The 17,610-nt window shown below is 59.9% G+C and carries 16 protein-coding genes; 11 read left to right on the forward strand and 5 right to left on the reverse strand.

Going from position 1 to position 17,610, the window contains the following annotated elements; all coding sequences use genetic code 11:
* The first annotated feature begins 241 nt into the window (after positions 1–241).
* From TMS3_RS07210 to TMS3_RS07230, 5 genes are all read left to right on the forward strand, one after another.
* On the forward strand, positions 242–1,255 hold the full coding sequence (locus TMS3_RS07210) for a WD40/YVTN/BNR-like repeat-containing protein (RefSeq protein ID WP_235576610.1): 1,014 nt from the start codon (positions 242–244) through the stop codon (positions 1,253–1,255).
* Between the two features lie 3 nt (positions 1,256–1,258).
* Positions 1,259–3,739, forward strand: a complete 2,481-nt coding sequence (locus TMS3_RS07215) for an efflux RND transporter permease subunit (RefSeq protein ID WP_025164587.1) — start codon at positions 1,259–1,261, stop codon at positions 3,737–3,739.
* Between the two features lie 238 nt (positions 3,740–3,977).
* Positions 3,978–5,189: an MFS transporter gene (locus TMS3_RS07220; RefSeq protein WP_051394192.1), complete on the forward strand. Its 1,212-nt coding sequence runs from the start codon at positions 3,978–3,980 to the stop codon at positions 5,187–5,189.
* A 56-nt stretch (positions 5,190–5,245) separates the two neighbouring features.
* Complete coding sequence (locus TMS3_RS07225) at positions 5,246–5,836, forward strand: malonic semialdehyde reductase (protein ID WP_025164589.1); 591 nt, start codon at positions 5,246–5,248, stop codon at positions 5,834–5,836.
* An 11-nt stretch (positions 5,837–5,847) separates the two neighbouring features.
* Complete coding sequence (locus TMS3_RS07230) at positions 5,848–6,624, forward strand: SDR family NAD(P)-dependent oxidoreductase (RefSeq protein ID WP_025164590.1); 777 nt, start codon at positions 5,848–5,850, stop codon at positions 6,622–6,624.
* A gap of 39 nt (positions 6,625–6,663) precedes the next feature.
* Here the strand turns inward: TMS3_RS07230 and TMS3_RS07235 are convergent, their stop codons facing one another.
* The gene (locus TMS3_RS07235) at positions 6,664–7,284 is read right to left on the reverse strand and encodes a TetR/AcrR family transcriptional regulator (protein ID WP_025164591.1); all 621 of its coding nucleotides are present in this window, start codon (positions 7,282–7,284) and stop codon (positions 6,664–6,666) included.
* 183 nt (positions 7,285–7,467) lie between these two features.
* On the opposite strand from TMS3_RS07235, the gene TMS3_RS07240 reads away from it, so the two are divergent.
* Entirely contained in the window at positions 7,468–8,514 is a 1,047-nt protein-coding gene (locus TMS3_RS07240; RefSeq protein WP_025164592.1) for an aromatic ring-hydroxylating dioxygenase subunit alpha, read from the forward strand.
* 124 nt (positions 8,515–8,638) lie between these two features.
* On the opposite strand, the gene TMS3_RS07245 is transcribed toward TMS3_RS07240, so the two are convergent.
* Genes TMS3_RS07245 through TMS3_RS07255 form a run of 3 tightly spaced genes read right to left on the reverse strand, consistent with a single transcriptional unit; the run spans position 8,639 to position 11,259 of the window.
* Entirely contained in the window at positions 8,639–9,391 is a 753-nt protein-coding gene (locus TMS3_RS07245) for an SDR family NAD(P)-dependent oxidoreductase (RefSeq protein WP_029866186.1), read from the reverse strand.
* Positions 9,392–9,404: 13 nt separating this feature from the next.
* The gene (gene hisD, locus TMS3_RS07250) at positions 9,405–10,688 is read right to left on the reverse strand and encodes a histidinol dehydrogenase (RefSeq protein WP_025164594.1); all 1,284 of its coding nucleotides are present in this window, start codon (positions 10,686–10,688) and stop codon (positions 9,405–9,407) included.
* A gap of 16 nt (positions 10,689–10,704) precedes the next feature.
* Entirely contained in the window at positions 10,705–11,259 is a 555-nt protein-coding gene (locus TMS3_RS07255; protein WP_025164595.1) for a carboxymuconolactone decarboxylase family protein, read from the reverse strand.
* Between the two features lie 169 nt (positions 11,260–11,428).
* Here TMS3_RS07255 and TMS3_RS07260 point away from each other — a divergent pair, with 169 nt between their 5' ends.
* Positions 11,429–12,496, forward strand: coding sequence for a LacI family DNA-binding transcriptional regulator (locus TMS3_RS07260; RefSeq protein ID WP_025164596.1), 1,068 nt, complete (start codon positions 11,429–11,431; stop codon positions 12,494–12,496).
* Between the two features lie 36 nt (positions 12,497–12,532).
* Here TMS3_RS07260 and TMS3_RS07265 read toward each other — a convergent pair whose 3' ends face one another.
* Positions 12,533–13,567 (reverse strand): aromatic ring-hydroxylating dioxygenase subunit alpha, encoded by a 1,035-nt coding sequence (locus TMS3_RS07265; protein WP_025164597.1) that lies wholly within the window; start codon positions 13,565–13,567, stop codon positions 12,533–12,535.
* 111 nt (positions 13,568–13,678) lie between these two features.
* Between TMS3_RS07265 and TMS3_RS07270 the strand changes: the two genes are divergently transcribed.
* From TMS3_RS07270 to TMS3_RS07285, 4 genes are all read left to right on the forward strand, one after another.
* Positions 13,679–14,701, forward strand: a complete 1,023-nt coding sequence (locus tag TMS3_RS07270) for a helix-turn-helix transcriptional regulator (RefSeq protein WP_083491714.1) — start codon at positions 13,679–13,681, stop codon at positions 14,699–14,701.
* Between the two features lie 263 nt (positions 14,702–14,964).
* Positions 14,965–15,510, forward strand: coding sequence for a Rieske (2Fe-2S) protein (locus tag TMS3_RS25585; RefSeq protein WP_235576612.1), 546 nt, complete (start codon positions 14,965–14,967; stop codon positions 15,508–15,510).
* 73 nt (positions 15,511–15,583) lie between these two features.
* Entirely contained in the window at positions 15,584–16,597 is a 1,014-nt protein-coding gene (locus tag TMS3_RS07280; protein ID WP_025164600.1) for an SMP-30/gluconolactonase/LRE family protein, read from the forward strand.
* A gap of 28 nt (positions 16,598–16,625) precedes the next feature.
* Entirely contained in the window at positions 16,626–17,609 is a 984-nt protein-coding gene (locus TMS3_RS07285; protein WP_025164601.1) for a fumarylacetoacetate hydrolase family protein, read from the forward strand.
* Position 17,610 lies beyond the last annotated feature (1 nt).

The following is a 17,610-nucleotide window of genomic DNA, read 5'->3' on the forward strand; positions in this document are numbered from 1 at the left end:
TTCATATCCTTAAGATCGATTAGCCAGCTGCCTCAGAGAGCCCTAGCTTATGTTTTAACATTCGGATCGACCGCTTTGGCCGGCACGACCCGACATCTGCACCCAGACGAGCAATGCGAGCACGGGGTGTCGGAAATAAAAATAAGAGGTACAAAAAATGGTAATCCATCACTTTGCGATGACCTGCAGGCGTATGCGCTGCAGCCTGCTAGCCCTAGTGTGCGGCGCGCTGACTAGCCCAGTGCTGGCGATCACGCCAATCGACGTTCTCAATAATCCTGCCACTCAGTCGGTGCAGGCAGTTAATGCCGTGTTGCTGGGCATCGCTCGTGCCGGCGATCGGCTGGTTGCGGTTGGCGAGCGCGGCGTGATTCTGCTTTCCGACGACAGCGGCGCAAGCTGGCGGCAGGGCGAGGTCCCGGTCAGCAGCACGCTCACTGCAGTGCAGTTTGTGGATGAGCTCCAAGGTTGGGCGGTTGGCCACGCAGGCGTGGTGTTGCACAGCGAAGATGGTGGCGAGCATTGGACTCTGCAGCTTGATGGGCGCCGTGCCGCGCAAATTGAGTTTGACGCCGCCCAGGCTGATAGCGAACAAGGTTCGTCCCGTAGGGATGCCGCACAGTTGCTGATGGACGACGGCCCGGACAAACCTTTCCTCACTCTGCAATTCAGCGATACGCGCAATGGCATCGTTGCTGGCGCCTATGGCTTGACGCTGCAAACCCGCGACGGTGGCAAGAGCTGGGCGTCGATTATGGGGCGCTTGCCGAATGATTGGGGCGCGCATATATACGGCATCGCGAAGAAAGGACGTGAGCTGTACATGGTCGGCGAGCAGGGCCTGTTCCTGCGCTCGCTGGATGGTGGAGTGATATTTGAAAAGATAAGCACACCTTATGAGGGTAGTTTCTTCACAGTGGGCCTTTTGCCCAGCGGTGATCTGATTCTGGCGGGGCTGCGCGGCACTGTCTTGCTGTCGGGCGATCAGGGCAGCAGCTTCCAGTCGCTAGACAATCCTATTCCCGTATCACTGACCTCCAGCGTAACCGATGGCAAGCGGTTGCTTCTGGTCAATCAGGCGGGGGGGCTGCTCGAGGTTTCCACCGACGGTCGGCTGCGGTCGCTGATGAATACGAAAGCACGGTTAACCGATGCGGTCGTTGCCTCGGGCGGTAGGCTGATCGGCGTCGGCTTTTCGGGACCGGTAATGCTAACACCTGTCGATCACGCCCATTCCCAAGCTTCCGCGGAGTAAGCCATGCACGCCCCGAATTCGCCCAACATGGACACGACCCAGGTTAGGGCCGCTTTTGATACCAACTCCGGATCGCTGCTCGAGCGTGCGCTGTTCAACTTCCGTGGTGTAGTTGTACTGATGTGCCTGGTTATTACCTTGCTGCTCGGCTGGCAGGCTACCAAGCTGGGCTTTAATGCCAGCTTTGAAAAGATGATTCCGAGCAATCACCCATTCATTGTCAATTACCTCGAAAATCAGAGCCAGCTGAGCGGGCTTGGCAACGCTGTTCGCATCGCCGTCGTTAACAAGCGCGGTAGCATCTACGAAGCCGATTACCAAAAAATTCTGCAGGCGCTCAGTGACGAGGTCTATCTGCTGCCTGGCGTTGACCGTACCTATATGAAGTCGTTGTGGACCTCTTCAACCCGTTGGGTCGGCGTCACCGAGATGGGGCTCGAAGGCGGGCCGGTGATTCCGGATAACTACGATGGTTCCGATACCAGCCTTGAAAAGTTGCGGCGCAATATCGAACGCTCCAACGAGATTGGCCAGTTGGTTGCGTTTGATCAACAGTCGAGCATCATTTACGTGCCGCTGCTGGCGAACGCGGATGGGCAGCCGTTGGATTACACCGTACTGTCGAACCAGCTTGAAGCCCTGCGTGACAAGTACCAGAGCGGGCCTGTCGAGATTCGCATCACCGGCTTCGCTAAGGTGGTCGGCGACCTTATCGAGGGCTTGCAGCAGATTCTGCTGTTCTTCGCTGCCGCCATCGCCATCACCTGCATGGTGTTGTTCTGGTATACCCGCTGCGTACGCAGCACTTTGCTGGTGATGGGCTGTTCTCTGGTCGCAGTGGTCTGGCAGCTTGGCCTGTTGCCGCTACTGGGCTACGAGCTGGATCCGTATTCGGTGCTGGTGCCGTTTCTGGTATTCGCCATTGGCATTAGTCATGGCGCGCAAAAGATGAACGGCATCATGCAGGACATCGGCCGTGGCTTGCACAAACTGGTGGCGGCGCGCATCACGTTCCGCCGTCTGTTCATCGCTGGACTGACTGCACTGATCAGCGATGCGGTGGGTTTTGCGGTGTTGATGTTCATCGATATCCCGGTGATTCAGGACTTGGCGATCACCGCCAGTATCGGAGTGGCGGTGCTGATTCTGAGCAATCTGATCTTGCTGCCGATCTTGCTGTCCTATGTCGGTGTCAGCGCCAGAGCTGCACAGCGCAGTCTGCGCGCCGAACTGGCCGATGCCAGCGGGGCGACCAAGCATCCGCTGTGGCGCTTCCTCGACCTATTCACCCGCCGCGGCTGGGCGACTGGTTGTGTGCTGGTTGCCGCCGTACTGGCCGCAGGCGGTTATTTCATCAGCCTGCAGTTGAAAGTCGGTGACCTGGATGCCGGGGCACCGGAGTTGCGCGCCGACTCGCGCTACAACCAGGACAATGCGTACATCACCTCGCACTACGGCGCCAGCAGCGATGTCTTCGCGATCATGGTCAAGACCCCGGTCGGCGGCTGCGCTGCATACGACACACTCAAACGTGTCGACAACCTCGACTGGAAGTTGCGTGCATTGCCAGGGGTGGAGTCGACCAATTCGCTGGCACAACTCAATCGCCAGGTTCTTGTTGGGCTGTCGGAAGGCAACCCCAAGTGGTATGAACTGATGAATAACCAGGCCACCCTGAACATGATTACGGCTAGTGCGCCGCGGGGGCTGTACAACGATGAATGTAGCATGCTGACCCAGTATGCTTACCTGGCTGACCACAAAGCCGACACCCTCACGTCTGTCGTCGATACCGTCCAGACCTTCGCCGCTGAAAATGACAACGAGCAGGCGCAGTTCCTGCTTGCGGCGGGCAGCGCAGGGATCGAGGCGGCAACCAATATTGTGGTCAAGCAGGCGAACCGCGAAATGCTCTGGTGGGTTTATGGCGCAGTCATTCTGCTCTGCCTGCTGACCTTCCGTTCTTGGCGCGCAGTGACCTGCGCCGTGCTGCCTCTGATGCTGACCTCGATTCTCTGCGAAGCGCTGATGGTCTGGCTGGGCATAGGCCTGAAAGTGGCGACACTGCCGGTAATTGCCCTAGGCGTAGGCATCGGCGTGGATTATGCGCTCTACGTGATGAGCATCGTGCTTATTCAGATGCGCCTTGGTGCCAGCCTCTCCGAGGCGTACTACCGGGCTCTGGTCTGCACTGGCAAGGTGGTGATTTTGACCGGCGTAACACTGGCGATTGGAGTCGGCACCTGGATCTTCTCGCCGATCAAGTTCCAGGCCGACATGGGCGTGCTGCTGGGCTTCATGTTCCTATGCAACATGCTCGGGGCCCTGTTGTTGCTGCCGGCGTTGGCCTACTTCCTGTACCCATCCGCGCGCCGCGTTGCCTCTCCTGTGGGTGCCGTGGCCGATAGCGCCGTCACAGTGGTGGCCGAGCAAAAAGGGATCGTTAGGGCCAGCGTGCGCATCGCACAACACTCCTACACCTAAGCCCAGCGGCCCGGATCAGGAGTACCTGGCCCGGGCTTTCATTTGCTGACCGTCATCTGCCGAGAAGGCTTCGGTTTGCATACTAGCGTGCCGTTTTCAATAACAACAAAAGGTATCGAAATGATGGAATACCCAGACAGTCTGAGCCACGGCTGCTACACGGGCTTACGAGTACTAGCGCAAGGGCTGGTCCGGTACGGTACCGCGATGCACGCCATACCTGCGGAGGTACCGGCCCATGCCTAGAATCAGTCTTGGACCAACCGCCTCCTGGCCACAGGCTTCGCTGTTGCTATTCGGCAGCTGCCTGTCGGTACTGGCCGCCGTGCTCGTTGCGCCGTTACTACCGGCCATGCAAGCGCACTTTGACGATACCCCCGGCAGCGCGGTGCTGGTACCACTGGTCATCGCTTTGCCTGCGCTGATGGTCGGTTTATTGGCACCCTTTGCCGGGATCATCGCTGACCGGATGGCACGCAAGCCGCTGTTGCTGATCTGCCTGGTGCTCTATTCGCTGTTCGGCCTGATGCCGCTCTGGCTCGATTCTCTGTACCTTATCGTCGCCAGCCGCGCCGGTATCGGCTTGGCCGAAGCCGGCATCATGACCTGCTGCACTACGCTGATTGGCGATTATTACAACGGTGTGCGCCGGCAACGCCTATTGGCCTTGCAGATGGTCGCGACTTCATTGTCGGCCGTGGTGTTCATCACCCTGTCTGGTTTCCTCGGCGGGGACAGCTGGCGTATGCCTTTCGCACTTTATGCGGTCGGACTTGTGCTGCTGCCGCTGATGGCGTGGTTGCTGTGGGAACCGGATCGTGGTGCTCGTGCCGAGCGTGTCGCCGAAGTGAAAGGGTTTCCCTGGAAGGCCTTGTTGCCGCTTTATACCCTCACCTTTTTGGCCGGCATCAGTCTGTTGATGGTGCCAAGCCAGGCCGGTTATTTGCTCGGCCAGCTCGGTGTCGAAGCGCCCCAGTTGATAGGTATGACCATGGGGGCCAATCAGCTTGCGGTCGTTGCCGGTGCACTGAGCTTCCGCGTACTGGCACGTCATCGGTTGGACTGGCTACTGCTCGCGGCCTTCGCCTTGACGGGCGCAGGCGCTTTACTGATGGCTGTTGCGTCTACCCACGAAGCGGTAATCATCGCCGTCGTGGTCAATGGGCTCGGCCTCGGATTGATGCTACCTACGTTGATCACTTGGATTATGGCGCAGGTCGGCGTGCACTTGCGCGGGCGTGCAACCGGGGGGTTCAACTCGGCGATGTTCAGTGGCCAGTTCCTTAGTCCGCTGGTGATCCTCGCGGTGACCGGAGGGGTACTCACCTCGCTGCCGGCCGCGATCGCAGTGGTCGGCGGCGTGCAGCTCCTGATCGCGCTGGCATGTCTAGGCGTCCCGAAACTTGGTGGCCTGCAGGCGAGGGCCGGTGCATCTGGGGCCGCTCACTGAGTACTTACATGTAGGTCGGAGCTCACCCGGCCGCACGAAGTTTAATGGAGTTCGATATGAGTCAAACCCTTTCATCTAAAGCGCTCGATCAGCTATTCCTAGAGGCCCGATCGCATAACGCCTGGTTCGACCGTCCGGTCACCGATGGCCAGCTTGAGCAGTTGTACGGTCTGCTGCGTCAGGGGCCAACCAGCAATAACTGCAGCCCTGCGCGTTTTGTCTTTGTTCGTACGCCTGAGGCTAAGCAGCGTCTGCTGCCCGCGCTGAAAGGCTACAACGGCGACAAGATGCTGGGTGCGCCCGTGACGGTGATCGTCGCTTACGACTGCCAGTTTTACGAGCGCTTACCCGAGCTGTTTCCAATCTACGATGCTGGAGCGGTTTACCGTGAAAACCCGCAGGCGGCCTATGTCGGTGCCTTGCGTAACGGCAGTCTGCAGGGCGCGTACTTGATCCTGGCGGCGCGTGCACTGGGTCTGGATTGCGGGCCGATGTCGGGTTTTGACAACGCCCAGGTAGACGTCGAGTTCTTCTCGGATGGCCGCTGGAAGAGCAATTTCCTCTGCTGTCTGGGTTATGGCGATCCTCAAAAACTGCGCCCTGCAGGCATTCGGCTCGGGTTCGAAGAAACTTGCCAACTGGTGTGAAGGGATAAATCGTGAATAACCCACTGTTCGATCTCTCCGGTAAAGTCGCGCTGATCACCGGAGCTACTCGCGGCATTGGCTTGGCGATTGCTCGCCAATACGGGCGTGCTGGCGCTCGCCTGGCGATCTCTAGCGAGAATGCCGAGGATTGTTCGCGTGTCGCGCTCATGCTCAATGGAGAAGGCCTTGATGCTCAGTCTTTCACCGCCGACCTGAGTTCTCAGGCTGCAGTCGTACGGCTCGCTGCTGACGTAAATGAGCGCTTTGGTCGTCTCGATGTGCTGGCTTGCAACGCTGGCGTAGCGCCGCACATGGGGCCGATCGGCAACGCCAGCGATGCCGACTGGGACCTGACCATGACAGTTAACTTGCGCAGCGCCCTGTGGCTGACCAGCGCTTTGCTGCCGCAGATGGCGGCGCAGGGCGGCGGCAGCGTGGTGTTGATGGCCAGTATCGCTGGCGTACGCGGCAACAAGGGCCTTGGCCTTTACGGCCTGTCGAAGGCCGGCCTGGCTCAGCTGGCACGCAACCTGGCGGTGGAGTGGGGGCCGTCGAACATTCGCGTCAATGCGATCAGCCCCGGGGTAATCCAGACCGAGTTCGCTCGACCGCTGACTGATCGGCCCGTGGTGATAGAAAAGCGCCTAGCCCTGACCCCGCTGCGCCGTGTCGGTACGCCCGATGAAATTGCCGCACTGGCACTGTTGCTGGCCGCGCCTGGGGGGGGCTTTATTACCGGTCAGAACATCGTGGTTGATGGCGGTACTACCATTGGAGACGGCAACTGAGTTTGGCGCACGCTTTCGATTTGTTGTGTTGTTTATGGCCTATACCGAACAGCCATAGCTTGGCAACGGGCCGAAGGCGGCGGCGATCACGGCGTTTTCCGTGTCTGCCCGGCTCAATTGTTCCAGCATGTAGGGCTTGAGCATATGACTTTGTCTCAATCGGGCATAACCATAGAGTGTCGACCACATTGCCACGAGCCGAACCCTCACGTGCTTCACATCCGCGCTGCCAAGCGCGCTCGCCACACTCGCGCCGATCTGCTCATAGGTCTCGTGCAACAACCCGCCTAATTCGTCCGCTTCATTGGCTTGTACCAACAAGCCGGAATCAAACATCAGCATGAATAGGCCTGGGCGTCGCTCGGCAAAGTCGAGGAAGGCCCGGCCCAGCGCATGGGCTTTTTCCTGCGGGCTTTGCGAGCCGGCCATCACTTGTCGGTGATCGTTCAGCAACAGCTGAAATCCCTCGCAGGCGCACGCGGTCAGCAGTGCGTCGCGATCGGTGAAGTGGCGGTAAGGGGCGGCGCGCGAGACGGCAACGACCTGTGCCAGTTCGCGAAGTGATAGCGTCTGATAGCCATCGCGCTCGATGACCTCGAGCGCGGCGTCGAGCAAGGCCTGGCGGAGATTGCCGTGGTGATAAGACCGTGTATCGCTCATGAGTACCTTCATTGACGGAACGGGATGGTGACGTTAATGTAAGCGCAGCTTACATCTGATCGGCAGGCGGTAGCCAGAGCTGCCTGCAGGGGCTTCTGCTGCTGGGACCCGCGTACAGGGTAGCAAGCGCGATCGCCGGTTGGGCGATGGCTTTTCGCATGGTTTGGTGAGGATAAAAACAATATGGCTTATCTACGAAACGTTTGGTATGTGGCCGCCTGGGATAATGAAGTGAAGCCCGGTGAACTGTTTACTCGTATGCTGCTCGACGAGCAGGTGTTGCTCTTTCGCGACGAAGCGGGCAAGGTCCAGTCGGTCTTCGACCGCTGCCCTCATCGCTTCGCTCCGCTTTCGATGGGCAAGCTGTGCGGCAATACCGTTCAGTGCGCCTATCACGGGCTGCAGTTCGACGGTTCCGGTGCCTGCACTAAAAATCCTCACGGCGACGGTGCTATACCGCGTGCGGCAAAGGTCAAGGCCTATCGCGTTGTCGAAAAATACAGCCTGATCTGGATCTGGATGGGCGATGATGAGCAGGCTGACGAGTCGCTGATTCCCGACTTTTCATGCATGGATCCGCAGCACATGTATGTCGCTAAGCGTTACCTGCTCGCCCGTGCGAACTATGTGCTTGAGTCGGACAATATCCTCGATCTGTCGCACATTCAGTATCTGCACCCCGGTACCTTGGGCAGCGATGACGTGAGTCAGTCCATCACCAAAGTCGAGCAGCAAGGTAATACGGTCTGGTCCTACCGCCTGATTGTGGCCGAGATCATGCCGGACTTCCTCTACGCAGCCATGGGAATTCCCGCCGGTACCACGGTTGATCGCTGGATCGATGTGCGCTGGGACGCGCCGGCCAACATGCTGTTGCTGGCCGGCGCAGTCGCGACCGGCGAGGCGCGCAGCGAGGGTCGGGAGACGCCGTTGCCGCACCTGTTCACGCCCGAGACCGAGACCACCACGCACTACTGGTTCGCTTTTCCGATGCCTCATGAACTGGGCGAGCAGGGCGCGCAAATTGCCGAGCAACAGGTCTCCGGCCTGTACGAACCGTTCAGCAAGGAGGACTTGCCGATGCTCGAAGCGCAGCAAAAAGCGATTGGCGGCGCCGATTTTTGGTCGCTCAAGCCAGTCCTGCTGCCCGGCGATGCGGGTGCTGTGCGTGCGCGGCGGGTACTGGACAAGCTTATTGCGGACGAGCAGGGCGCCCAGAACTCTGCTTGAACACAATGGCAGGCTAGGGAAGAAGGGGCTCAGATACCAGGCTTTCAATTGCTGTGATGAGCTACTTCACTATGGGTGGTGCCCGGCGCAGCGTAGCTTGGCCGGGCACCACAGATATCACCTCTTAGGTCAGCGGCCTGCCGCCATCGACCGGGATAATCGCCCCGGTGGTGAAGGTCAACTGCGTTGCCAGTGCGAGTACCGCTGCGGCCACTTCGTCAGGTTTGGCGAGCCGCTTGAGGGGCGTGCGTTCGGCCTGTTCGTTGCGCCAGTTGTCATCGAGCCCTTTAACGAACTCGGTGTCGGTCAGCCCCGGTGCTACTGACACCACTCGCACCGTCGGCGCCAAGGCGCGGGCGAGCGAGCGGGTCATGTTGTCCACCGCGGCCTTGGATGCGCAGTACATGACGTTGCTGCCCATTGCCGTGACCGCCGCGATCGAGGTGATATTCACCACCAATCCAGCACCGCTCTTTTGCAGCAACGGGCGCAGTGCGCGCACGCAGGCGAAGGGCCCGCGCACGTTCGTCGCAAGTATCTGATCGATCAGCGCATCGTCCAGACCATCCAGGTCGTCGTGGGCAACAAAACGTGTGGTGCCTGCGCAATTGACCAACAGGTCTAGCCGTCCGTAACGGCGTTCGACTTGCGCAGCCAGTTCGGCGAGTGCCGAGCTGTCAGTGACTGGCGCAGGCAGAGCCACGTGCTGCTGGCTCTCTCCCGGTAGCCCTGCAGCCAGACGCTCGGCCGGCTCGCGCGAGCTATTGTAGCCCACCACGATACTTGCACCTTCACGAGCCAGGTGCTGGCAGATCGCGGTGCCCAGCCCCCCTGCGCCACCGGTGACCAATGCCACCTTGCCTTTCAATGTATCCATGTCAGCGTTGTCCTCAGACAATTTTTTTCAGGCGGCGCACGCGGATATCTGCTTGTTCCTTATGGCCAGAGAAATGCTCCAGAGCGCACAGCCGTGAGCAGTACTCACCGATCATTACCGAGGCGTCATCAGTCAGTATGCGCTGATAGGTGTGGGTCTTGATGAACTTGCCGACCCATAGCCCGCCGGTGTAGCGGCCCGCACCCATGGTCGGCAGCGTGTGATTGGTACCGATCACCTTGTCGCCATAGGAGACGTTGGTACGAGCACCGAGGAACAGCCCGCCATAGTTGGTCATGCGCTCGAGGAACCAGTCCGGGTCACGGGTCATTACCTGTACATGCTCGGAGCAAATGCGCTCTGACTCCTGCAGCATTTCTTCCTCGGTGTCGCAGAGGATTATTTCTCCATATTCCTGCCAAGCCTGGCGGGCAACGGGTGCTGTATCCAGGCGTGCCAGTACCGCTTCGATTGCGGCTGGCAGCTGCTCGGCAATGGCCCTGCTGGTCGTCACGCAGATGGCTGGAGAGGTTGGGCCATGTTCGGCTTGGCCCAGCAGATCGACTGCGACCAGCTCGGCGTCCACCGTATCGTCGCAAATAACCATCGTCTCGGTCGGTCCGGCGAACAGGTCAATGCCGACGCGTCCGAACAGCTGGCGCTTGGCTTCGGCGACGTAGGCATTGCCCGGCCCAACGATCATGTCCACCGGAGCGATGGATTCGGTGCCCAACGCCATCGCCGCGACACCCTGAACGCCGCCCATCACGTAGATTTCATCGGCACCGGCCAAGGCCATCGCAGCAATGATTGCAGCTGACGGCTTGCCTTCGAACGGCGGGGCGCAGGCGATCACACGCTTTACGCCGGCCACCTTGGCGGTGAGCACGCTCATGTGAGCCGAGGCCAATAGCGGGTATTTGCCGCCGGGGATGTAACAACCAACCGAGTTGACCGGGATGTTCTTGTGGCCGAGCACTACGCCAGGGAGGGTTTCGACCTCGACGTCACGCATCGACATCAACTGGATCTGCGCGAAGCGGCGGATCTGCGCCTGAGCGAACTTGATATCCTCGATAGCTTGCGCGGATAGACTGTCGATGCACACCTGGATCTCGTCCTGACTCAAGCGTAGGGATGGCGGATTCCACTGGTCGAAACGCTCGGAGTACGTACGCACGGCCGCCTCTCCTTGCTGCTCGATATCGCGAATGATGGACTCGACGGTGGAGCGAACCTGCGCATTGAGCTCGGCCTTGGTCTCGACGGGCTTACCTTTTTTCAGATGGCGAATCATTTGTGTACTCCTGATTTCATGGCTGTGGTTCGAGGGGGATATCGAGCGCGATGAGAACGCGCGCGACCATGTTGTAGGCGGCGATCACACCGACCAGTTCGACCAGCTGCGTATCACCGAGCCGACCGCGGAGCTCGGTGAGCAGATCATGGTCGACTTGCAGTTGGTGGGTCATCTGGGTGGCGATAGTGAGGGCCTGGTGCTCGAGTGAGCTGAACAGCTCGGCAGTGGTTTCGCTCGCAGGGTTCGTCAGCGCCGCCAGTTGCGCCTCGCTACCGCCTAGGTTCAGGAAGACCTTGCTGTGCGCGGCATACTCGTAATGAGTGCCGGTCAGGACGGCCACCTTGCAAATAACCAGTTCGCGCAGGGATGCCGACAGCGCGAGCTCGTTGCGGACCTTCCCAAGCAATGCGCCCCAGCCTTGAGCGAATGGCACGCTGCGCATCAGCATGCGGTCGAGGTTCAGCAGCGGACCACCGCGTCGTGCGCGAACTTCGCGGGCTAGCTGGGCAAGCGACTCGCCGGCAGCATCGAGCTGTGCATCTGTAAGCAGGGGTGGCGTAGGGGGCATCGGGGCCTTCAATTGTAGTTTGCATACGTATGCAATTTAGCTGATCGTTTACATCTGCGCACTAAAAAAATTGCTTATGTTCAGATTCGCTGCGTAACGACGTCATTTCGATCGGGCCGCTTATCTGCCAAGCTATGCCTCTCGAGGCGACGACTGGGCGAAGGTAGCAATGACTGGACAGATAGATGCATCGCGTCGCCCGATAACCGCCAAGGACGTGGCGCGTTTGGCCGGTGTGTCGCAATCCGCCGTGTCGCGCACCTTCACCCAGGGTGCGAGTGTCGGCCCCGCCACGCGAGAGAAGGTCAGGCAGGCGGCTACACAGCTCGGTTATCGCCCCAATCTACTGGCCCGTTCACTGATCACTAGTCGCTCCAACCTCGTCGGTGTGGTCGTGCCCAGTCTCGACAACCCTTTCTACGCCCAGGTGCTCGAACAGTTGAGCGCTGCGTTCGAGTCACTCGGCTACCGCATCCTGCTGTTCTCCACGGCGAACCATGAGGACTCGGATCCGGTGCTGGAGGAGGTGCTGAGTTACCGCGTCGAGGCATTGATCCTGGTTTCCGCCAGCCTGTCGTCCAGCTTCGCCGAGCAGTGCTATGCCATCGGACTGCCGGTGGTGCTGTTCAACCGACGGATCGACAACGACAACATTTCCAGCGTGACCAGCGACAACGTAACGGGGGCACGCATGATCGCCGCGTTTCTGATCGCGGCGGGCCATCGGCATATTGGTTTCATCGCGGGCAAACCGACGTCATCTACCGGCCGTGACCGCCAGCGTGCGTTCCATGAAGCGCTCGATGCTGCAGGACGGGGAGTGCCAGTCACCGAGGTTGGCGCGTTCAGCTTCGAAGGCGGGGCCGCGGCCACTCGTCGCTTGCTGACGGTGCAGCCACAGATCGACGCGATCTTCTGCGCCAATGATGTCATGGCTCTGGCCGCGATCGGCGTCGCCAGTCATGAGTTCGGCCGGCATGTGGGCAAGGATATTTCGATCGTCGGATTCGACGATATCGCCATCAGCGCCTGGCCGACCTTTGCACTAACGACGTACCAGCAGCCCGTGGTGCGGATGGTCGAGCGGACGGTGCGGATCATTCTCGATCAGCTTGAACGGCCCGGTAGTCGCGCCGTTGCCGAGATCATCGCCGGGCAGTTGGTGGTACGCCGCAGCGCGCACGCCCCGGAGCATGGCGTAGTGATACGAGACGGCCAGAGCATCTGGCAGCCCTGAGCCCGTTCCCCCCGGACCATCCGCGCCCGGGCTCACTTAGTCGGCCTGCTGCTCTTGTTCGATCATCCCGGCGAGAATCCGCCGGGCTCGAACGGCGCCCGCATCGCCTGCCAGCAGAATTGGCTTGAGCGACCAGAAATCGTCCGAGCCCATGAGCCGCTGTTGTGCCTCTACGATGGGTTTATCCTCGCCGGCGAATATGCCCACCAACATCTCGTTCAGCATTCGGTTGTACTCGATATCGTCCTGCAGAAACGAACGGGTGTTGGCGTAGAAGTAATGCGTGGTGTTTTCACTTTCCGGAGTCATCACGTGTAGGTTGGCGCTGGTCACCGCCAGCTCGTCCGAGCCTCCTGCGGGTGCGACGCCCGTGGACAGGTACATTGATGCAGGGGGCGACCAGACCACGTCAGTCCACACATCGGCGAGTGCCTGTGGTTCCGGCAGGTGCGGGGCGAAAGCCGGCGGAGCCACCTCGTCAAAGGCTTCCCAGAGGATGCCCAGCCTGTTGCCGTCCAGTTCACTCAGTTTAGCTCCGACCCGACTTAGGGCCCCGCCACCCAGTGTATCGGGGTGCAGGAAATCGACATGACTCAGGTCCATAATGTTGTCGGTCAGCAGTTGATAATCGCTAAGGGTATGCAGATAACCCAGGTTGCGAGCGGTGGGTTTGGCTGCGCTGAGGAAGGCATAGTCCGGTATAAGTGATGTATCGGCCTTGTCCGTATCTCCCATCCAGATCCAGACGGCCAGATGCTGCTCGATGACCGGGTACGCCTTGACTTGCGCCGCCTTGGGAATGCGGCCATCTCCATGCGGGTTGTGGCTGCATTTCCCGGCGCTGTCGAAGGTCAGCCCATGGTAGGGGCACCTCACACAGTCGCCTTGCAGCGTGCCCATGTGCAGCGGGGCAAAACGATGCGGGCAGCGATTGCTGATCGCCGCTACGCTGGTATCGGTTTTACGGTAGAACAGGATCGATTCGCCCAGCAGGGTTCGGTTGAACAAGGCGCCTTCGGCCAGCTCCTCGCTCCAGGCAGCCATGTACCAGGTATTACGCAAATAGTTCATTATTGTTTTCCTTTGCGGAGTGCACTTAAGACCTCACTATCCTGCGAATCTGGTAGACGAAACAGCCTTCAGAGTCCTAATTTACGACTAAATACTCTCATTTGGTGATGCGTGGATCTTTTGGGTGAGCTGCTTCTTTCCGTTCGGATTGATGCGAATTCTATTGGTGTACTGCACGCCGGGGCCGACTGGGGCATTACGATGCCGGTGATGGAACGGTCCGCTGCCACGCTGTACAGCGTGCTGCACGCGCCCTGTCTGCTGTTGCGCGAAGGCAAGGATGATCTGCTGCTGGTACCTGGCGATTCTGCCATCGTGCTGCGCGACACCGCCGTGGCATTCGCTTCCGCGTCGTGCGTCTCACGGGTCCCATTTATCGAACTATGGCGGAGGCAAGGCCTGCCTGAGGAATTCAGCGCGCGGTCACGTCGCAGTGCGCCCATCCATTTTGGTTTTGACGCCCCTGATCGCACTCCCCGCTTGTTGACCATCGCCTACATGTTTCATGAGCCAGAGCGCAGCCCGCTGCTCTCCGGCTTGTCGGATGTTGTGGTACTTCGTGGAGGTGGCAGCGCCTCCTTGCCTTGGCTCGAGGCAACCCTGGACTGGCTGACGAGCGAAGACATAGCCCACAAGCCCGGTTATCTGGCACCCGCCTCGCTGCTGGCGGAGTTGGTGCTGACCAGCTTTCTCCGCGAGCACCTGCTGAGTGCCCCATTGGCCGGGGCCGGCTGGCTGCAAGCCCTGACTGATCCGCGGATGGCCCGAGCATTGACGGCCATGCATTCACAACCTGAACTGACTTGGACCGTCGTTACCCTGGCGCGCGAGGCCAGTCTGTCCCGTGCGGCCTTTGCTCGACGCTTTACCGCCTTGCTCGGTCAATCGCCGATCCAGTATCTGATTGGTTGCCGCATGCGTTACGCCGCCCGATCATTGACGGACGGCAGGGTCACCGTCGCAGCCTTGGCTGAGCGGTATGGCTATCGCTCAGAGTCGGCGTTCCGTACCGCGTTCCGGAAGCATTTCGGCATGGCACCCCAGGCCTTTGCCCGAAGCACGAGAACGGCGAAGAACGATGGGGAACCAGTCGAGAGGCATCGCTCCGGCATGCAAGAGTCGCCCCTCCGATAATTCTTGCGAGCGTCCGCGCGCGTGGCCCGTTATTGCTTAAGCACAACAGCGTACCTTCTGGCGTCGCCGAGATGGCCGAGCGGAGCGGTGCATCCGGCTCAGCGCCCTCGGCTATGGATTGAAGCGTTGCTCAGCGGACGTTTACCCAGCCGCACCATTCAGAGTGCCTACGTGATGCCCGGAAGCGAGATTCTGCTAGCCGACTGGGCCTGCTAGGCGGAAACGGGTGACTACAACTGTAGCCTGGAGCATCGTCAGAGGCATTGCTCGGTGCTTCATGTATTTCCTCCGGCGATACCTCGCATCGGAACAAGCGATTAGCCAAATTCGTGGTTCGGGGTGACCCTTCCAGTATTGGCTTTGCATCTATTTTGTTTGCTGCAGCGCGAGGCTACCCGAACAACGAGAGATGTTGCTGGCTTGTAGGCCAGAACATTCAAGTCGGCCTGATTTTCAGGCTCGCTATAGAGGTTTTTACCCTGTTATTTCTTTGCAACCTGTGTGAGCTGAAGCACGGCTCTGCGCTTGGATTAGACCCATGGGAGCAGGGCCGTGACACGCTGCTGGCACTGCTCTACGACGGACGGCCCAAGGTGTACCGTAACAACTGCCCACACCAGAACGTGCCGATGCAGTACCGCAAGGACCGTTTCATGTCGCCGGACGGCAGCCGCATCATCTGCTTTGCCCACGGTGCTTCCTTCAGGCCCGACAACGGGCTGTGCATCGATGGACCTTGCCTCGGTCAATCGCTGACGTCGCTGTCGTGCTTGGTTGATTCCGAGGGACGTGTCTGGCTCGAGTCTTAGACAAGGACAAATGCGGCCGCCTTAGTGGCTCCGTTCCCAACAATAAAAAGGCCGGACACCGGCTGAGGTACCCATGCAAAAAAACCCTCTGCTCGATTGGCAAGTTGATCGCGAATCCATCCGTTTCGTTGGCGATAACCTGCAGCGTCCCGAATGCATCATTGCCCAGCGTGACGGCACCCTGTGGAGCGCCGATGCGCGCGGCGGGGTGATGCGTATCGCTCCTGATGGCCACCAGAAGTTGCTGGCGCCGGCCCAGGCTGAAGTTGGCGATGCTTCATTCGAGCAACGCTTTGTGCAGTCACAGAATGCCTCCCTGCCTAACGGCCTCGCGATGACTGCCGAAGGTGACTTCATCATCTGTAACTGGGGTTTGGATCGCATTGAGCGACTCAACCGTAGCGGCGAGCTGCACGTGCTGCATGACAACCTCAATGGCCGGCCGCTGGGTAAAACCAACTTTCCGCTACTCGATTCCAAGGGGCGGATCTGGTTCACGGTGACGACGCAGATGCAGCCTTGGACCGACTCGATTAACGCTGACGTGGCTGACGGCTATATCGGGATCATCGATGAGAAGGGCATGCGCATTGTTGCCGACGGTTTCTACGGCACCAACGAGATTCGCTTTGACGATAACGAAGAGTGGTTGTACGTCGTCGAAAGCAACGCTCGGCGCATTTCGCGCCTGCGCCTGCAGGACGATGGTGGCCTGACAGGGCGCGAAATATACGGGCCTGAAACGCTCGAAGGTTTCCCTGACGGCTTCGCCTTCGACAGTTTCGGCAACCTCTGGGTGACGCTGATCATGACCGATAAGCTAGTCGCTATCACCCCCCAAGGCGAATTGCTGACGTTGCTCGACGACAGTAATCCGCAGGCCACCGCCGAGCTGTACAAGCATCGAGATGCCAAGACTCTGACCCCGCCGTTGATGCTCGCCGCTCAGGGCGCACTGGCACCGTGGATGGCCAGCATTACGTTCGGCGGCCCGGATCTGCGAACCGTTTACCTGGGCAGCCTGCTGGGCACCCGGATCCCTACGTTCCGCTCGCCAGTGGCCGGCCAGGCCCTGATCCACTGGTGAATAACTACAACTAACAGGAAAACGATCAATGAAGCTTGCTACGTTGAAAAACGGTACACGCGATGGCCAGCTGGTGGTGGTTTCGCGCGACCTCAGCTGGGCCGTTAGCGCCCAGGAAATCGTCCCGACGATGCAGCTCGCGCTAGAGCAGTGGGATGTGTGCGAGCCTCGCCTGCAGGAGCTCTACGAGGTGCTGAACCGCGGACGCGCCGAGGGCGCCTTCGCTTTCGATCCACGGCAGGCGCTGGCCCCGCTGCCGCGCGCCTATCAGTTCGTCGACGCCTCGGCGTTTCTCAACCACGGCAACATCATGGAGCGTGCCTTCAACCTCTCGATAAACGTGCCCGAGGGTGTGCCGATCCTGATCCAGCGCCAGGGTGACGACTTTCGCGGGCCTTGTGAGGACTACGAGTTCCCTCGCGAAGCCGATAACTGCGACTTCGAGGGCGAACTGGCCGCTATTACAGCGGACGTGCCGATGGGCGCAAGCGCCAGCGAGGCACAGCAGTGCATCCGGCTGTTCGCCCTTTTCAACGACGTGTCCATGCGTGGCCACCTGGCGCGCGAGCTGTCCATGGGCTTCGGCTTTATCCAAGCTAAACCGGCCTCGGCATTTGCGCCCGTTGCGGTCACCCCCGACGAACTCGGTGCTGCCTGGAAGGACGGACGCGTTCAGCTGGATCTGAAGGTGTCGCGCAACGGCGAATGGTTTGGCAACCCTAACGGCCGCGAAATGGATTTCAGTTTCGGCCAACTGCTTAGCCACCTTGCCTACAACCGCAGGCTGGGGGCAGGCACCATGCTAGGTACCGGCACTTTCTCCAATCGTGACCACAAAAATGTGGGCTCGAGCTGCCTGGCCGAACGGCGGGCGCTGGAGGTGATTGAGTTCGGCCAGCCCAGCACACCTTTCATCGAGTACGGCGAGCGGCTGCGTTTCGAGATGCTCGACGAGCAGGGTGCCAGCCTGTTCGGCGCCATCGATCAACGTTTCGTCAGGCCACAGGAGTGAT

The sequence above is a fragment of the Pseudomonas taeanensis MS-3 genome, from assembly GCF_000498575.2.
In the GTDB taxonomy this organism is placed as follows: domain Bacteria; phylum Pseudomonadota; class Gammaproteobacteria; order Pseudomonadales; family Pseudomonadaceae; genus Aquipseudomonas; species Aquipseudomonas taeanensis.

Coding starts and splice junctions, on each gene's coding strand:
- TMS3_RS07215 (WP_025164587.1), top strand. CDS start 1,259: ATGCACGCCCCGAATTCGCCCAACATGGACACGACCCAGGTTAGGGCC.
- TMS3_RS07220 (WP_051394192.1), top strand. CDS start 3,978: ATGCCTAGAATCAGTCTTGGACCAACCGCCTCCTGGCCACAGGCTTCG.
- TMS3_RS07225 (WP_025164589.1), top strand. CDS start 5,246: ATGAGTCAAACCCTTTCATCTAAAGCGCTCGATCAGCTATTCCTAGAG.
- TMS3_RS07235 (WP_025164591.1), bottom strand. CDS start 7,284: ATGAGCGATACACGGTCTTATCACCACGGCAATCTCCGCCAGGCCTTG.
- TMS3_RS07240 (WP_025164592.1), top strand. CDS start 7,468: ATGGCTTATCTACGAAACGTTTGGTATGTGGCCGCCTGGGATAATGAA.
- TMS3_RS07245 (WP_029866186.1), bottom strand. CDS start 9,391: ATGGATACATTGAAAGGCAAGGTGGCATTGGTCACCGGTGGCGCAGGG.
- hisD (WP_025164594.1), bottom strand. CDS start 10,688: ATGATTCGCCATCTGAAAAAAGGTAAGCCCGTCGAGACCAAGGCCGAG.
- TMS3_RS07255 (WP_025164595.1), bottom strand. CDS start 11,259: ATGCCCCCTACGCCACCCCTGCTTACAGATGCACAGCTCGATGCTGCC.
- TMS3_RS07260 (WP_025164596.1), top strand. CDS start 11,429: ATGACTGGACAGATAGATGCATCGCGTCGCCCGATAACCGCCAAGGAC.
- TMS3_RS07265 (WP_025164597.1), bottom strand. CDS start 13,567: ATGAACTATTTGCGTAATACCTGGTACATGGCTGCCTGGAGCGAGGAG.
- TMS3_RS07280 (WP_025164600.1), top strand. CDS start 15,584: ATGCAAAAAAACCCTCTGCTCGATTGGCAAGTTGATCGCGAATCCATC.
- TMS3_RS07285 (WP_025164601.1), top strand. CDS start 16,626: ATGAAGCTTGCTACGTTGAAAAACGGTACACGCGATGGCCAGCTGGTG.